The 13788-nt window shown below is 64.8% G+C and carries 17 protein-coding genes; 4 read left to right on the forward strand and 13 right to left on the reverse strand.

The features are described from left to right. Nucleotides 1-4: 4 nt before the first annotated feature. Together AC3IT0_RS00605 and AC3IT0_RS00610 are read right to left on the reverse strand one after the other, a co-directional pair. Nucleotides 5-265 carry a type II toxin-antitoxin system RelE family toxin gene (locus AC3IT0_RS00605; RefSeq protein WP_489321911.1) on the reverse strand — a complete coding sequence of 87 codons (261 nt, stop codon included), beginning with the start codon at nucleotides 263-265 and terminating at the stop codon, nucleotides 5-7. After that, nucleotides 262-528 (reverse strand): type II toxin-antitoxin system Phd/YefM family antitoxin, encoded by a 267-nt coding sequence (locus tag AC3IT0_RS00610; RefSeq protein WP_489321912.1) that lies wholly within the window; start codon nucleotides 526-528, stop codon nucleotides 262-264. The genes AC3IT0_RS00605 and AC3IT0_RS00610 overlap by 4 nt, the downstream gene beginning before the upstream one ends. A 200-nt stretch (nucleotides 529-728) precedes the next feature. Between AC3IT0_RS00610 and AC3IT0_RS00615 the strand changes: the two genes are divergently transcribed. After that, nucleotides 729-1955, forward strand: coding sequence for a multidrug effflux MFS transporter (locus AC3IT0_RS00615; protein ID WP_489321913.1), 1227 nt, complete (start codon nucleotides 729-731; stop codon nucleotides 1953-1955). 36 nt (nucleotides 1956-1991) lie between these two features. On the opposite strand, the gene AC3IT0_RS00620 is transcribed toward AC3IT0_RS00615, so the two are convergent. The 9 genes from AC3IT0_RS00620 to AC3IT0_RS00660 all read right to left on the reverse strand — a co-directional run bounded on the left by AC3IT0_RS00620 (nucleotide 1992) and on the right by AC3IT0_RS00660 (nucleotide 8790). Next, nucleotides 1992-2285: a type II toxin-antitoxin system RelE family toxin gene (locus AC3IT0_RS00620; protein ID WP_489321914.1), complete on the reverse strand. Its 294-nt coding sequence runs from the start codon at nucleotides 2283-2285 to the stop codon at nucleotides 1992-1994. Further along, nucleotides 2282-2557, reverse strand: coding sequence for a type II toxin-antitoxin system Phd/YefM family antitoxin (locus AC3IT0_RS00625; protein WP_056347465.1), 276 nt, complete (start codon nucleotides 2555-2557; stop codon nucleotides 2282-2284). Before AC3IT0_RS00625 ends, AC3IT0_RS00620 begins: the two co-directional genes overlap by 4 nt. Before the next feature lie 102 nt (nucleotides 2558-2659). Beyond that, a complete protein-coding gene (locus AC3IT0_RS00630; RefSeq protein ID WP_489321915.1) occupies nucleotides 2660-3364 on the reverse strand; it encodes an alpha/beta fold hydrolase in 705 nt (234 codons plus the stop codon). Nucleotides 3365-3587: 223 nt separating this feature from the next. Next, the gene (locus AC3IT0_RS00635; protein WP_489321916.1) at nucleotides 3588-4541 is read right to left on the reverse strand and encodes a PDR/VanB family oxidoreductase; all 954 of its coding nucleotides are present in this window, start codon (nucleotides 4539-4541) and stop codon (nucleotides 3588-3590) included. 1 nt (nucleotide 4542) lies between these two features. Then, nucleotides 4543-5340, reverse strand: coding sequence for an amino acid ABC transporter ATP-binding protein (locus tag AC3IT0_RS00640; protein ID WP_489321917.1), 798 nt, complete (start codon nucleotides 5338-5340; stop codon nucleotides 4543-4545). Beyond that, on the reverse strand, nucleotides 5337-6287 hold the full coding sequence (locus AC3IT0_RS00645; protein ID WP_489321918.1) for an amino acid ABC transporter permease: 951 nt from the start codon (nucleotides 6285-6287) through the stop codon (nucleotides 5337-5339). The genes AC3IT0_RS00640 and AC3IT0_RS00645 overlap by 4 nt, the downstream gene beginning before the upstream one ends. Nucleotides 6288-6299: 12 nt before the next feature. Then, nucleotides 6300-7235 (reverse strand): ABC transporter substrate-binding protein, encoded by a 936-nt coding sequence (locus tag AC3IT0_RS00650; protein ID WP_489321919.1) that lies wholly within the window; start codon nucleotides 7233-7235, stop codon nucleotides 6300-6302. Between the two features lie 53 nt (nucleotides 7236-7288). Then, complete coding sequence (locus AC3IT0_RS00655; protein WP_489321920.1) at nucleotides 7289-7735, reverse strand: hypothetical protein; 447 nt, start codon at nucleotides 7733-7735, stop codon at nucleotides 7289-7291. Nucleotides 7736-7737: 2 nt separating this feature from the next. Then, on the reverse strand, nucleotides 7738-8790 hold the full coding sequence (locus AC3IT0_RS00660; protein WP_489321921.1) for a Rieske 2Fe-2S domain-containing protein: 1053 nt from the start codon (nucleotides 8788-8790) through the stop codon (nucleotides 7738-7740). Nucleotides 8791-8990: 200 nt separating this feature from the next. Between AC3IT0_RS00660 and AC3IT0_RS00665 the strand changes: the two genes are divergently transcribed. Beyond that, a complete protein-coding gene (locus tag AC3IT0_RS00665; RefSeq protein ID WP_489321922.1) occupies nucleotides 8991-9620 on the forward strand; it encodes a GntR family transcriptional regulator in 630 nt (209 codons plus the stop codon). 44 nt (nucleotides 9621-9664) lie between these two features. On the opposite strand, the gene AC3IT0_RS00670 is transcribed toward AC3IT0_RS00665, so the two are convergent. After that, nucleotides 9665-10414: an ABC transporter ATP-binding protein gene (locus AC3IT0_RS00670; protein WP_489321923.1), complete on the reverse strand. Its 750-nt coding sequence runs from the start codon at nucleotides 10412-10414 to the stop codon at nucleotides 9665-9667. Between the two features lie 33 nt (nucleotides 10415-10447). Then, nucleotides 10448-11602, reverse strand: a complete 1155-nt coding sequence (locus AC3IT0_RS00675; protein WP_489321924.1) for an FtsX-like permease family protein — start codon at nucleotides 11600-11602, stop codon at nucleotides 10448-10450. Nucleotides 11603-11767: 165 nt separating this feature from the next. Between AC3IT0_RS00675 and AC3IT0_RS00680 the strand changes: the two genes are divergently transcribed. Then, entirely contained in the window at nucleotides 11768-13081 is a 1314-nt protein-coding gene (locus tag AC3IT0_RS00680) for a sensor histidine kinase (RefSeq protein WP_489321925.1), read from the forward strand. Beyond that, a complete protein-coding gene (locus AC3IT0_RS00685) occupies nucleotides 13081-13734 on the forward strand; it encodes a response regulator (RefSeq protein ID WP_489321926.1) in 654 nt (217 codons plus the stop codon). Before AC3IT0_RS00680 ends, AC3IT0_RS00685 begins: the two co-directional genes overlap by 1 nt. Nucleotides 13735-13788 lie beyond the last annotated feature (54 nt).

Genomic DNA, 13788 nt, shown 5'->3' on the forward strand with positions numbered 1-13788 from the left:
CAGCCTAGTGCTCGTAGATGTCGCGCCGGTGGCCCATGGCGAGAACCAGGACGATCAGCTGTGCGTCCCGGATCTCGTAGATGATCCGGTAATCGCCGGTACGGACACGCCAGTCGCCGCTGCCTCCGGAGAGTTTCCTGGCTCCTGGGGGACGCGGCGTCTCGGCGAGCAGTTCGATGGCGGCTTGGATGCGTCGGCGCGCGTCGGGCGGAAGTTTGCGCAACTGCCGGACAGCGGCAGGAGCGAGCTGCACGGCATAGCTCACGCCAGACCCAGTTCCGCCTTGACTTCCTCCCAGGGCACCGGGCCTTCGCCCGTATCGGCCATTTCTGTCCGCGCCGCGCTCGCCGCGCGGAGATCCTCCAGGTCCTCGGCAGCCTCGATCAAGCGGGCCAGATCCTCCGCGTCGATCAGCGCGGCCACGCGGCGTCCCCGGCGCAGCAGGTACACCGGTTCATGGTTCACCCGCGCGGTATCGACCGCTTCCGAGAGCCGGCTCCGTGCGTCGGACACAGTCATCTCACTCATGACTCTATTTTAGTCCTAACCTGCTGAAACGTACATAAGCGCCAAAAAAGCGGAAATGACGTTCATGCTACGCCCGTCGGGCGCAGCGGAGGGAGGTACTGGCAGACCCCTGATAGGCAGGGCCCTCGCTAGGACCGGGATGACCGCGTTGTATTGAACGTGAACCCCAGTCTTGCCCCTACCCATAGAACGGAGCCAGCGTGACCGCCGTCGACACCACAATTCCCGCACGCGAGCAGGCGGTGGGCCGGCCCCTGGCGATTGTGCTTGGCCTGCTGACCATCTTCGGTCCCATCTCCATGGACCTCTACCTTCCGGTGCTCCCAGCCCTCACGGCTGAGCTGCAAAGCACGACGTCGGTGGCCCAGTTGACCATCACGGCCTGTCTGCTGGGCCTCGCCATCGGCCAATTGGTGGCCGGGCCGCTCTCGGACCGCCTGGGCCGGCGGACGCCGCTGCTGATCGGCGTTGTTGCCTACACGGTCACGTCGGTCCTGTGTGCGCTGAGCCCGACCGTCGAGACGCTCATCGTCGCTAGGTTTGTCCAGGGCCTGGCCGGCGCCGTGGGCATCGTTATTGCGCAGGCCGCCGGGCGGGACGTCTACTCGGGCGCCAAGCTGATCCGCTACTACGGCCGCCTCACGGTTCTCGGCGGACTGGCCGCCATCATCGGCCCGGTCATTGGCGGGCAACTGGCCACCGTTACGGACTGGCGGGGAGTGTTCCTGTTCCTCGCAGCCGTCGGGGTCGCGGTCCTGCTGGCGTCATTGGTGATCTTCAAGGAGACCCTGCCCGCGGAGCGGCGGGTGATCGGAGGTCTCTCGCACACCCTCCAGGATTTCCGCAGACTCCTCGCCGACCCGGTGTTCGTCGGCGCCGTGCTGATCACCGGTTTCACGTATTCTGCGGTCTTCGCCTATCTGAGCGGGGCAACGTACATACTACAAGGCATGTATGGGCTCTCCCCGCAGGGCTACTCGTTTGCCTTTGGCCTGAATTCACTGGGCTTTGTGGTTTTCGGTTTCGTCGCGGGCCGCCTCGCTGAACGGTGGTCCGAGCGGGGGACGCTCACCGTGGGCCTGATCATGACGGCGGCCGGCGCCCTGGGTCTGCTGGCGACGGCGGTCCTGCACCTGCCGCTGATTGCCATTGTCCTGTCCCTGTTCACCATGGTCAGCGGCGTGGCCGTCACCAGCCCGCCGGCCACCTCACTCGCACTCAAGGATTATCCCGATATCGCCGGGACGGCCTCCTCATTGCTGGGGCTGGCCCGGTACGCCTTCGGAGGGATCGCCGCCCCTTTGGTGGGCATCGGCGGCGCCAACGACGCCGTTCCGTTCGGGATCGTCGCGGCCGTTTCCGCGGCAGCGGCCGTCCTGTGTCTGGGGCTGGTCAGGAGCCGGCGCAGCCCGGATCGAATTCGCTGACCCGGACCACACTCGCACACCCTCTCTGAGGCTTCGTCAGCGAGGCGTGTAGACGTCCGCGCGGTGTTCGATGCGGTGGACATATAAGGTGTGCTCTTCAATATCGAGAGTGAACAACACGCGGTAGTCACCACGGCGTGCGGTGCGCAGGCCCAGGAGTTCACTTGTGAGGGGCTTGCTGAGCCGGCGGGGATGGTCGGCCAGAACTCCAGTAACGAATTCGACAATTGCGGCAGCAGCCTTCTCCGGCAGCCGACGAAACCCCTTCAGCGCGGGGCTGGTGACTTCGATTCTCCAAGGGCCCTGCTCGTTCGATGGCTCCTCCGTCACCTCGGCGGTAGCCCAAACTCGCGGCGCAGGTCATCGCCGCTGACGGTGTTCCCTGCCTCGATGTCGCGCCGGGCCTGTTCCAAATCTGTCCTGATGTCCGGCTGCGATAGCCAGTGGATGGTTTCCTGGAGTGACTCGAGGTCGTCAGCGGACATCAACACCGCTGACGGGTGCCCGTGGCGGGTGATCTGGATGATCTCATGCGTCTTGTCCGCCTCCTCCACGAGTGCGGAAAGCTTGTCCTTGGCTTCGCTAAGAGGCACGGTTTTCATACTGTGATTATAGCCAGAAGTCAGGCCATTTAATGGCCTGACTTTTAGCCGATAATGGAACTCGCGGGAGATCAGCTGATGTCCCTGCTTAGGCCCGCCGCGTCACCCCGTCCGCTCCACCGCCGCCAGGATCGCCTGGCCCAATTCCACAGGTTTGGTGAACTGGGGCCAATGGCCGGTGGGGAGGTCAACGTATTCCACATCGCGGATGCGGGCCAGTTCGGCGGTGAAGGGGTGGCCGGCGTCGATCCATTCGGTGAGGAGCGACGATGGGAACTGGCACGCGATCACAGTCGCCGGAACGTCGTAGCGGCGAACGTCGTGCAGGCGCTGCTTGCCGTAGGCCACGCCCCTGGGCTCGGGGATGGCCCGCGCCCGGAACGACGCGCGCAGGTCGTCGGTAAGGTCCACCAGGTCGGCGTCCTCGAAACCGTCCCACGGTGGCAGCGGCACGTCGTCGCCCTTGGTGGGCAGTTCGTCATTGATGGCGCCGCCCTCGCCGAGCGGTCCGCTGTCCACGTAGATGTTCCGGGCAACGCGGTCCGGCCGCGCGTCCGCCACTCCGTGGATAACCGCGCCACCACCGGAGTGCCCCACCAGGACCACCTTTCCGTTGAGGCCGTCCACAACATTTACGACGGCGGCGATATGGTCCTTGAGGGTGATGCCGCCCCGCCGTGCGTCCACCGACTCAAGGCCGGGCAGAGTCAGAGGGTGGGTCGTGTGCCCCGCCGCCTCCAGGGCAGGCATCACCTCCTCCCACGAGGACGCGTCCAACCAGAAACCGGGTACCAGGATGATGTCCATGACGGAACCCTACTCCGGGGTGCCTGCGGGGGGTAGGCAAGAAACGGTGCCGGCACGGCGCGTGGTAGCCGCAAGCGGGCGCCACCGGGCTCCACAACGATACGTGAGGCCGTGACGATCAACCTTGGCTAGTCAGTTTCCGGCCCGTTGCAGTAGGGACAGTCTGTGGGGCATTGCCCGACGACTGTTTGAACGGGCAGGGCCTCCTCGGACCCGTCCCGGCTCATAGATCCAAGACCAGCCGCTTGCCACGGCACCGGGACACGCAGATCATCATGGTGGTCCCTTCGTCGCGTTCCTCCGGCGACAGCAAGGTGTCCCGGTGATCGATTTCTCCGTGCAGGACGGGAGTCTCGCACGTACCGCAGATGCCTTCGCGGCAGGAGTTGACCGGGTTAACACCAACCGATTCCAGCGCCTCGAGGATGGTCAACTCTGGGGGGACCGGCACTTCTGTCCCGTCGGCCAGTTCGACGACGAACGATGAGTTGGACTCCACAGTGGCTGTTTCGCCGGGGCCAAGTGAAAATCTCTCGCAGTGGAGGGCTGACGGATCGGCCCATCGGTGGGAGGCCGCTTCCAGACCGTCGAGGAGTCTCTGCGGCCCGCAAGCGTAAACCGCCGTGCCGGGAGCGAGTTGGTCAACGAGGTCATTCAACGGATAGGGTCCGGCATTCTGGCTGACATGGATCCGGGCGTTGTCCCCGAATGCGTTGATTTCCTTGACGAAGGCCATTGAGTTCAGGGTGCGGCCGAGGTAGACCAGATCCCATGGGACGTCCTGCTGTATGACGCGCCGGACCATGGAAATGATGGGTGTGAGGCCGATGCCTCCCGCGATGAACAGGTACCGCTCCGCAGGGGTCAGGGGGAAGTTGTTCCGGGGTCCCCGGACCTGGAGTTTTGTGCCCCGTTTCAGTTCGTCGTGGACGTAGGCCGAACCGCCCCTCCCGTCGGGCTCGCGAAGCACGGCAATGCGCCAGCTGCGTGGTTCTTCAGGGTCCGAGCAGAGCGAGTACTGGCGAACCAGGCCGTTGGGAAGCTGAACGTCGACGTGCGCGCCCGGGTGCCAGAGCGGAAGGTCCTGCCCCAGGGGGTGTTCCAAAATCAGCGAAACGACGTGGTCGGACTGGCTGTCCACTGAGTGGACCACCACGTCAAAGAACCCTTTCTCCATGTCAGCTGGTTCCCTCTCCGGACAGGACGGATGCCAGGAAGGCTTTCGTCCGCTCGTTCGCCGGGCTGGTGATCACATCACGGGCAGGGCCTTGTTCGATAACGTGGCCGCCATCCATGAACACGACGCGGTCCGCGACGTCCCGTGCGAAGTTCATCTCATGCGTCACAACAATCATGGTCATCCCTGACAGGGCCAGGTCCTTCATGACCTTAAGTACTTCCCCTACCAGCTCCGGATCGAGGGCCGATGTTGGTTCATCGAACAGCATCAGTTTGGGTTCCATGCACAGCGCCCGGGCAATGGCGACGCGTTGCTGCTGGCCTCCGGAGAGCTGGCGCGGGTACGCGTTAGCTTTATCGCTTAGACCCACCTTTTCCAGGAGGTCCAGGGCACGGGCCGTCACGGTGGCTTTCTTTTCTTTTCGTACCAGACGCGGCGCCTCGATCAGGTTTTCCAAGACGGTCATGTGGGGGAACAGGTTGAATTGCTGGAACACCATCCCGATGTCCATCCGCTGGCGGCACACATCCCGGTGGTTTTGCTCGTGGAGCCTGGTGCCTTTGAGGTCGTAGCCCACGATGGTCCCGTCCACCCACATCCGGCCGCCGTCCACTGTTTCCAGGTGGTTTATACAGCGCAGGAAGGTGCTTTTCCCTGAACCTGACGGACCGATGAGGCAGACCACCTCACCGCGGGCGACTTCCATGTCGATGCCCTTGAGGACTTCGTTGCCCGCGTAGCTTTTGTGGATTGAATTCGCCCTGACCATTGGCTCCGGCGCTGTTTGGACCGTCATCGCGGGCCGCCTTTCAAGGAGATGCTCTTAAGTGACAGGGCATCGTGGGTGCGGAAGAACTTCCGAAGCTGTTGAAACGGCGTGGGCGGCAGGTTGCGCTGGTTACCGCGTGCGTATCTGCGCTCCAGGTAGTACTGGCCGATGGTCAGAATGGACGTGATCAGGAGGTACCAGAGGCTGGCAACGATCAGCATCGGAATGGTCTCAAACGTCCGGGCATAGATGACCTGCGCCGAGTACAAGAGCTCAGGAACTGCAATAACGCTGACGAGCGAGGTGGATTTGAGCATGCCGATGGTCTCATTCCCGGTGGGAGGGATGATGACGCGCATGGCCTGGGGCAGCACGATCCTGCGAATGGTCTGCATGCGGGTGATGCCCAACGCTTCGGCAGCCTCTATCTGCCCGTTGTCGACGGACAGGATTCCGGCCCGAACGATTTCCGACATGTACGCGCCCTGGTTGAGCCCCAGGCCCAGGATGGCGGCAGTGAGTGGGGTGATGAGCTGGTTTGCATCCAGATGGAGTCCTGGGATGCCGAGGGTGATGACGGGGTACAGTGCAGCCAGGTTGAACCAGAAGAGCAGCTGGACGAGCACCGGGGTTCCGCGGAAAAAACTGATGTAAGCGAAGGCAGCGGTACGCACCACGGGGTTGGGTGAGAGCCGCATTACGGCGAAGACCACTCCAAGGATTGCCCCGATGATCATGCTGATCGCGGTCAGTTCAAGGGTGACGAGGATTCCCTGGCCGATGGAGACCTCGCTGAGGTAGGTCATGACCACGTCCCAACCGAAGTTGGCATTTGTTAGCACCGATTGCAGGAGCAGCCCGCCGATGAGCACAATGATGGCGGCGGACGCCCAACGCCCGGGGTGCTTGGCTTTGACGACGGTATATTCGTCGCCGGTAGCCGCTGCGGCGAGCTGGGGTGTTGTTGTTGTCATCAAAGTGTCCACTTACTTTTGCGCCAGTACATCGGCTGTGACCAGGACGCTAGAGGGTACGCCCCACTTCTCGCTGATCGCCGGATAGTGGCCGCTGTTCAGCACATCCCGCACAGCCTCTGTGACCGCTGCCTTCAGTCCGGATTCCTTGTTAAGTGCCAGGCCAATTGGTTCCGGGTTGTAATCCTTGCCTTCAGCCAGTTCGAACTTGTCGTTTGCATGCTTGCCTTGGTAGGCGAGCGTGACACTGTCCGCGACGACGCCATCCACACGCCCGGAGACGAGGGCGAGATTGGCATCGGACTGCGAGGGGAAACTCTGGATGTCGATGCCCGTGTTGCCTGCCTCGGTGCACTTGGCCGAGAACGCAGGCAGAATTTCCATGGACTGAATCGAACCTTTTTGTGCGGCGACGGCCTTGCCGCACATGGTCAGGGGGTCCATGGTGATCTTTTGGGGGTTGCCCGCCAGGACAGCGACTCCTGAGCCGCTGTTGATGTACTGAACGAAATCAACGATTTTTTCCCGCTCGGGTGTTACGGAGAAAAAGGAGGCTGCCATGTCGTACTTGCCTGAGGCGAGTCCGGGAAGGATGGTGTCAAACGTTGCGGGGACGTGCTCGATCTTCAGTCCCAGCGCCGCCCCCACTGCGTCAGTGAAGTCAACATCCCAGCCGATCATGGTCTTGTTGTCGGTATCGAAGTATTCAAAGGGCGCGTAGGTGGGATCCGATGCGACCCTCAGGACACCGGCGGCGCGGATGTTTTCGGGGAGAAGGCCACGGGCTGCTTCATTAATTGGTATAGCGGGGGCGCCGGATGCTGGAGCGTTGCTGGCGGCCGCGGCCGGGCCTTGCGGAGAGGCCTCCGAGACCGCAGTGCAGGAGCTGGCGGACAGGGCCAGGAGCATGGCGCCTGTGAGGATGAGGGGATTGCGGAGGTGGCTCATGGTGATACCTTTCGACGCTGAAACGTATTGGGACCCGGCATATGGCACGACGGTCAGGGGACCCATCGGAGGACTTTGGCACGTGTGGGGGAGAGGGTAATGACCTGCACGGCCGATTCACCGGCGGTCAGGGAGAGGCGAATCGACTCTGGGTCTTCGCCTTCGACAATGAAGGTGTCGCCCGGTCTGAGCCATCGTTGCCATGGCCCATCTTCAGCGGAGACCAGCGCCTCACCGGCAAGGCCAGCCATGACAATCTGCTCACCAGCATCCCGCTTGAAGACGCCGGTGTAGTTGCCTCCGTAGCGGGCGCTGCTGGTGCGGACATAGGCATTGTTGGCCGTGACCGCCGCAAGCGGTTCCGGGGTCGTTTCGTCGATCTCCACCGTCCACCGCCAAGGATCCCCGCGTTCGGCCGAGTCAGGGTTGGCGGCAAGGATCCGGGCCCCGGACGGTGCCCTGACGGCGCCAACGTCGTTGGCCCGGATGAGCATCCACATACCTAGCCCCTTCCTTGGGCGGCGGGTACCCGGGCGATGTCTGCGGACGCTGCCTGCTGCTCCTTACGAAGCAGTGCCGAGAGGATGCGCCGCGCCTTTGCCACACCCCCGTCCTGGGCGATGAGCACATCGTGCTCCCCGGCTGGCCGTGTGATCATGCCAATTTCCTGGGCCTCAAGGGCTGCGGCGTCTTCGTCCAGGACGGTGCTCAGTCCCACCCGGAGATCCTCGGTGGCCTGGGCATTGTCGACTGCGAAGTTGCGGCTGAACGCGTAGTAGTACCAGCTGTTGTGCTCGTCAATGGGTGTGATGCCGTTGAGTACCTTGATCAGGAATCCTTCTTCCCGGGGCCGGCCCTCGCCCGTGATCCCTGAGTGCAGCACGTGCAGGTTGGGTACAAAGAATTCCGTGCAGTGGAACCGGTCGAACAGGCCGCGCGCATCCATGGTCTCCGCATAAAGCGGGGGAGCTGCCACCGAGGGCATAAGGCGGTCTACGCTGACCACATTGCCGTCCACTTCAACCGTGATTCCGTGCTCGTAAATGTAATCGTCGCCGACGGTGGTCTGGTGCAGGAATGATTCGTGCGTCAGGTCCAGCAGGTTGTCGTGAATAAGGTCCGTGCGGCACTTGAAGTGGTAGGAGTGCGTGACGGTTGCCCATTCAGGATCCACCATCCAGTGTGTATCCGGGACCAGCGCCGGATCGGCCAGTTCGGCGTCGCCCGTCCAGACCCAGATCCAGCCGTCTTTTTCGACGAGGGGATACTTGCGTACCCGGGCACGTTCCGGGATGGAGGTCTGCGCCGGAACCCGCGTGCACGCCCCGTCCGGGCCGTACGTGAAGCCGTGGTAGCCGCACTCGACGGAGTCCCCGACAGTCCGCCCTTCCGACAGGGGAAAGGCGCGGTGGGCGCACCTGTCAGCCAGTGCCACGGCTTCGTTGTCCTGAGTGCGGAAAAGGACGATGGGCTGCTTGCAGATGACGCGGCGTACGGGTTTGCGGGACACGTCCGCGGACCACGCTGCCACGTACCAGGTATTCAAAACGAACATCTTTGTTCTCCTCAAAATTGACTGTATACAGTGTATTCAGAGAATTGGATAAGGGTCAAGCATTTCCCGGGGTGATCTCAAGGGCAATAAAGCGGGAATCAGGGGCATTGCCTGAACTTTCACGTCGTGTCATTCGTGTCAAAATTGCAGGAACTGAAAGCAGAGGTCCCATGGCCGTACAACCGAAGGATCTCCGGCCCTTGGCCGAGAAGGTCTACGATTTGATCACCGCTGACATCGCCACGGGACAGATTACGTCAGGCACCGCCCTCGTCCAGGAGCAGGTGGCAGCGCAATACGGGGTCTCCCGGACTCCGGTCCGGGACGTCCTTACCCGCTTGACTCTGGAAGGGCTGACCACGCTCGTTCCTGGCCGCGGCTACATCGTCAACGAACTGGACGAAAGCGAAATCGCGGATGTTTTTGACGTGCGTTACGCCCTCGAAGCGCTGGCGGTCCAACGCGCATGTGGCCATTACACTCCCCAGCAGATGCTGCGCATGAGCAGTCTGACGGAGGAGACTGCAATCATCGACCCCTCGGACAACCTGGAACTGTTCCGGCTGGGCCAGTCCTTTCACATAGCCCTCGTCGAGCCGGCCGGAAACAGCTTCCTGCTGAGTGTGCTCACGTCCGTTTGGAACCATCCCATCCAGAAGCGCATCACCATGACCTATCGGCAAGGTGCTGGCTATCAAAAGAAGGTGGTCCACGATCATCGGCAGATTCTGGAGGCCCTCAAAAACGAGGATGCTGACCGGGCAATAGACCTGCTGCGCCACTGCCATGACGTGGCTGACCCGACGCGCTCCCAGCTGCCAGGCGGCTGAAGCCGGGAAGGTACCGGGGCGCCGGAAAGGCGCCGGCCCAACACCTATGCCGGTACCGCCGGCACCGCCGGCGCCGTCAGACCCCCGTCGCGCATCACGGCGACGGCGTCCGTCAGCGGGACGAATTCGGTTTCGTGTGTGACCATCACGGTGGCGACCTGGAACTCGTCCGTCACCCGGCGCAGCAGCCCCACGATTGACGCGCTGCGCGCGTGGTCCAGCGCCGCCGTCGGCTCATCCACCAGCAGCACTTTCGGGCTGCCCATCAGGGCGCGGGCAATGTTCACCCGCTGCCGCTGACCGCCCGAGAGCTGGTGCGGCCGCTTGTCCGCGGACCCAGCCAAGCCCACCAGATCCAGCAGTTCCGTGGCGCGCGAACGCGCGGCCTTCAGCGGTTTGCCGCGCAGGTGGTGGCCGATCATCAACTGCTCGACGGCGGTCAGGGACGCCAGGAGGTTGGGTTGCTGGAAGATGATGCCCACCTTCTCCCGGCGCAGCGCGGTCAGTTCCCTGTCCTTCAGGCCTGCCGTTGTGATCCCGTCGATCACCACCTGCCCATTACTAGGGCGGACCAGGGTTGCGGCGACGGCCAGGAGGCTGGACTTGCCCGAACCGGACGGCCCCACCAACGAGACCATCCGGCCGGCGGCGACCTGGAGGCTGACGCTGTCCAGGGCTTTGATGGTTCCGCCCCCGTCCGGGTATTCGAGGGTGACATCGCTGAGGGTCAGCGGGTGGGTGAGGGCGGAGCCGGCAGTTGACGCGGCGAAGGATGCGGCAGCAGTAACAGACATGGGAAGTACCTTTCGGGAGATGCGGGGGAAGGGTTAGTTGCCGCCGAGGGCAATCAGCGGATCAACCGTGGTGACCCGCCGGACAGCCAACGCGGCACCGGCCAGGCCGAGGGCAACAATTCCGAGCACGGGAAGCAGCGTGGTGGCGGGAGTGACCAGGAAGGGCGCGGCCTGCGCTGCGGCGAACCCGCCCAGAATGCCGACGGCCCCGCCAAGACCCGCTCCGGCCAGCAGCACGACGGCAGCCTGCGTGATGGCGTCGCGCAGCACGTAACCACCGGACGCGCCCATGGCCTTGAGCACGGCGATATCGCGCGTCCGCTGCAGGGTCCAGACCGTCAGGAACGCCACGATCACCAGCGCCGAAATCCCGTAGAGGAACGCCTGCATCAGCATCAGCGATCCGTTTTCGCTCTTGAAGGAACCCAGCGCCTGGAACGAGCCGGTGCGGCTGGTGCTGACCGTGCGTGCCATCGCGTTGGCCGACGCCTCGTCCACCACGGCCCCGTCCTGGTAAGTGACAGCCACGACGGTCGCCACCGGCCCACTTCCCGGCGAGCTGCCGGCGGCCGGGGCCAGGTGGGCCGTCTCAGCCCAGGTGGACAGTGCCGTCCACACCACACCGGTATGCGAATACCACTGATCATCGACGACGTCGGTGACGGTCACTTCAGTGACACCCACCGTGGCCGTATCGCCGACGTCGAGCGAGAGATCTGCGGCAACGGTCGCGCCGATCACCACCGAGCCCGCCCGGACCGCGGCCGGCGCGAGCAGCCCGTCCTCGGCGACGCCGAACACCGCCACATTGGTAGTGCCGCCGTCGCCGCCCTGGAGGCGTGACTGGCTGATTCCCAGGGGCTCGGCCCTGTCCACCCCGGCGACATGCTTCCAGCTGTCCACCTGCGCGGCCGTCACCTCGCTTTCCGTGTAGGACGCCGTGGGCTGGTTGGTACCCGGGGCGCCGAAAACGATGCTGTCCACCGGTTTCGCCTCAACGCCGGAAGTGCCGGACGCACCGCCAAGCGGGCCGGCGCCCAGCTTCCCGATGGCCGACGTCGACTGGTCGCCCAGCCCGGCGGTGAGGCCAGACAGCAGCACCAGGAGCAGCGTCACCAGGGCCACCACGCCGCCCATCAGGGCGAACCTGCCCTTGGCGAACCGGATGTCGCGAATAGCGAGAAACACGTTGTACTTCCTTCAGTCGGGGTGAAATTCCTTCTGCATCAACTCTCCGGCGCATCGGCCCGGCCCACATCGGGGACTTGGTTGAGCCGGGCGGTTCGAAGGGTTGACGCGCCGGTCAACCTTTTGGTTGATCCGCCCGCCCCCACGGGCGCATAAGCTGGGGGAATGCCTGCCGCGGACCCACAGACCACCCCGTCGGGGGCTGCCATCCTGCGGTTCCTTCGGGTGACGCTGCATGTCGGGTTTGCGGTGCTGCTGCTCGTGGCCATCCTGCGGATGCACCTCGCGGACGGAGCGGCCGACGCGGGCACTCCCGCCGGAGCGCGTCGCTACATTTGGTCCGCGCTCGCCGTCGCCCTGGCCGGGGCATACCTCGCCGGCACCGTCCTGGAGAAGCGCTTCGCCGCCGGCCGCTCCAGCTTCAATCCGCACCCCTACGCCGCCCCGTGGCTGGGCCTGGTCACCGCGCTGTGGGGCGTCCTCCTCGCCGGCAGCGCCGAATTTTCCTGGGTCGCCTTTCCGCTCTTCTTCCTCCACCTGCATGTCCTGCGGCGATGGATTGCGCTGCTCACCATCGCCGCGATGACGGCCGCCGTCGTGGCCTCGCAGTGGGTGGCCAGCGGGCTGCCGTCGCCCTCCCTGCCGATGGTCCTGGGGCCGGGGCTGGGTGCCGTCTTCGCGGTGGTCACCGGGCTGGCATACCGCGCTCTCTACCAGGAGAGTGAGGCGCAGCGCCTGGCCGCGGACGAACTCCGCCGCACCCGGGCCGAACTGGCCCGAACCCAGCACGACGCAGGCGTCGCGGCCGAACGTGAGCGCCTGGCCCGCGAAATCCACGACACCCTCGCGCAGGGCCTGTCCAGCATCGTCCTGGTGGCGCGGGCCGCGGAGAAGTCCCTGGCCAGCGGCGATCTTGCCACCGCCGCCGAGCGGTTCGCACTGGTGCAGCAGACGGCGTCGGAAAACCTCGCGGAGGCCCGCAGCTTTGTCCGCGGGCTCACGGCGCCCCGGCTCCAGGAGTCGTCTCTCCCGGAAAGCCTGCAGCGGCTCTGCGGCGAAACCGAAACCCTGGCCGCCGCGCGCGGCGACGGGCTCCGCTGCCGCTTCGAACTGGTGGGCGATCCCGCGGAGCTGCCGCCGCAGTACAGCGTCACGCTGCTCCGCGCCGCCCAGGCCAGCCTCGCCAACGTGAGGCAGCACGCGAAGGCACGCACCGCCGTCGTCACCCTCGCGTTCCTTGGGGACGAGGTCACCCTGGACGTGTACGACGACGGCACGGGCTTTGTGCCGGAAGCGCCGGGTTCCGGGGTGGCCGGCCGGGTGGACGGCAGCGGGTTTGGGCTGCGCTCGCTAGCTGCCCGGGCGGCCGAACTGGGCGGAACCGTGGACGTGGAGACGGCACCCGGCGAGGGGACCGTCGTCGCCATCCGGCTGCCGCTGAGCGGCGCGGCTGCGACGCCGAAAGGGGAGCGGGACTGATGGGTAATCTCCGCATTCTCCTGGTGGATGACCACCCCGTGGTCCGTGCGGGCCTGCGCGCCATGCTCACCGAATTCGAGGACTTCAGCGTGGCCGCCGAGGCCGCCGACGGCGACGCCGCGCTGCGTGAACTCGCGCGGCTGCGGACGCTGGGGGAGCGCGTGGACGTGGTGCTGATGGACCTGCAGATGGGTGCCGGGATGGATGGCGTCACCGCCACCGCCGCGATCCGGCAACTGGACTCTCCGCCGCCGGTCCTGATCCTGACCACCTACGACACCGAGGCGGACATCCTGGCAGCGGTGGAGGCAGGCGCCAGCGGCTACATGCTCAAGGACGCCCCGCCGGAACAGATCCGGCAGGCAGTGCTGTCGGCCGCGGCCGGCCAGACGGCGCTCGCACCCAAGGTTGCCGCACTGTTGATGTCGCGGATCAGCAGCCCGGAAACCGCCCTCACACCCCGCGAAGTGCAGTTGCTTGAACTGCTGGCAACCGGCCTGACCAACCGCGCCATTGCCCGGCGGCTGTATATTTCCGAGGCCACCGTCAAGACCCATCTGGTGCACATCTACGGCAAGCTCGGCGTGGACAACCGGACCTCAGCCATCGCCCTGGCCGCGCAGCGACGGATTATCCGCACGCACGGCCAGTAACCTCCCGAATTTTTGGGCAGATATCGGCCCCTGGACGGCCTCCAAAGCCGAATA

It is taken from the genome of Pseudarthrobacter sp. KH_020_B (assembly GCF_057840185.1).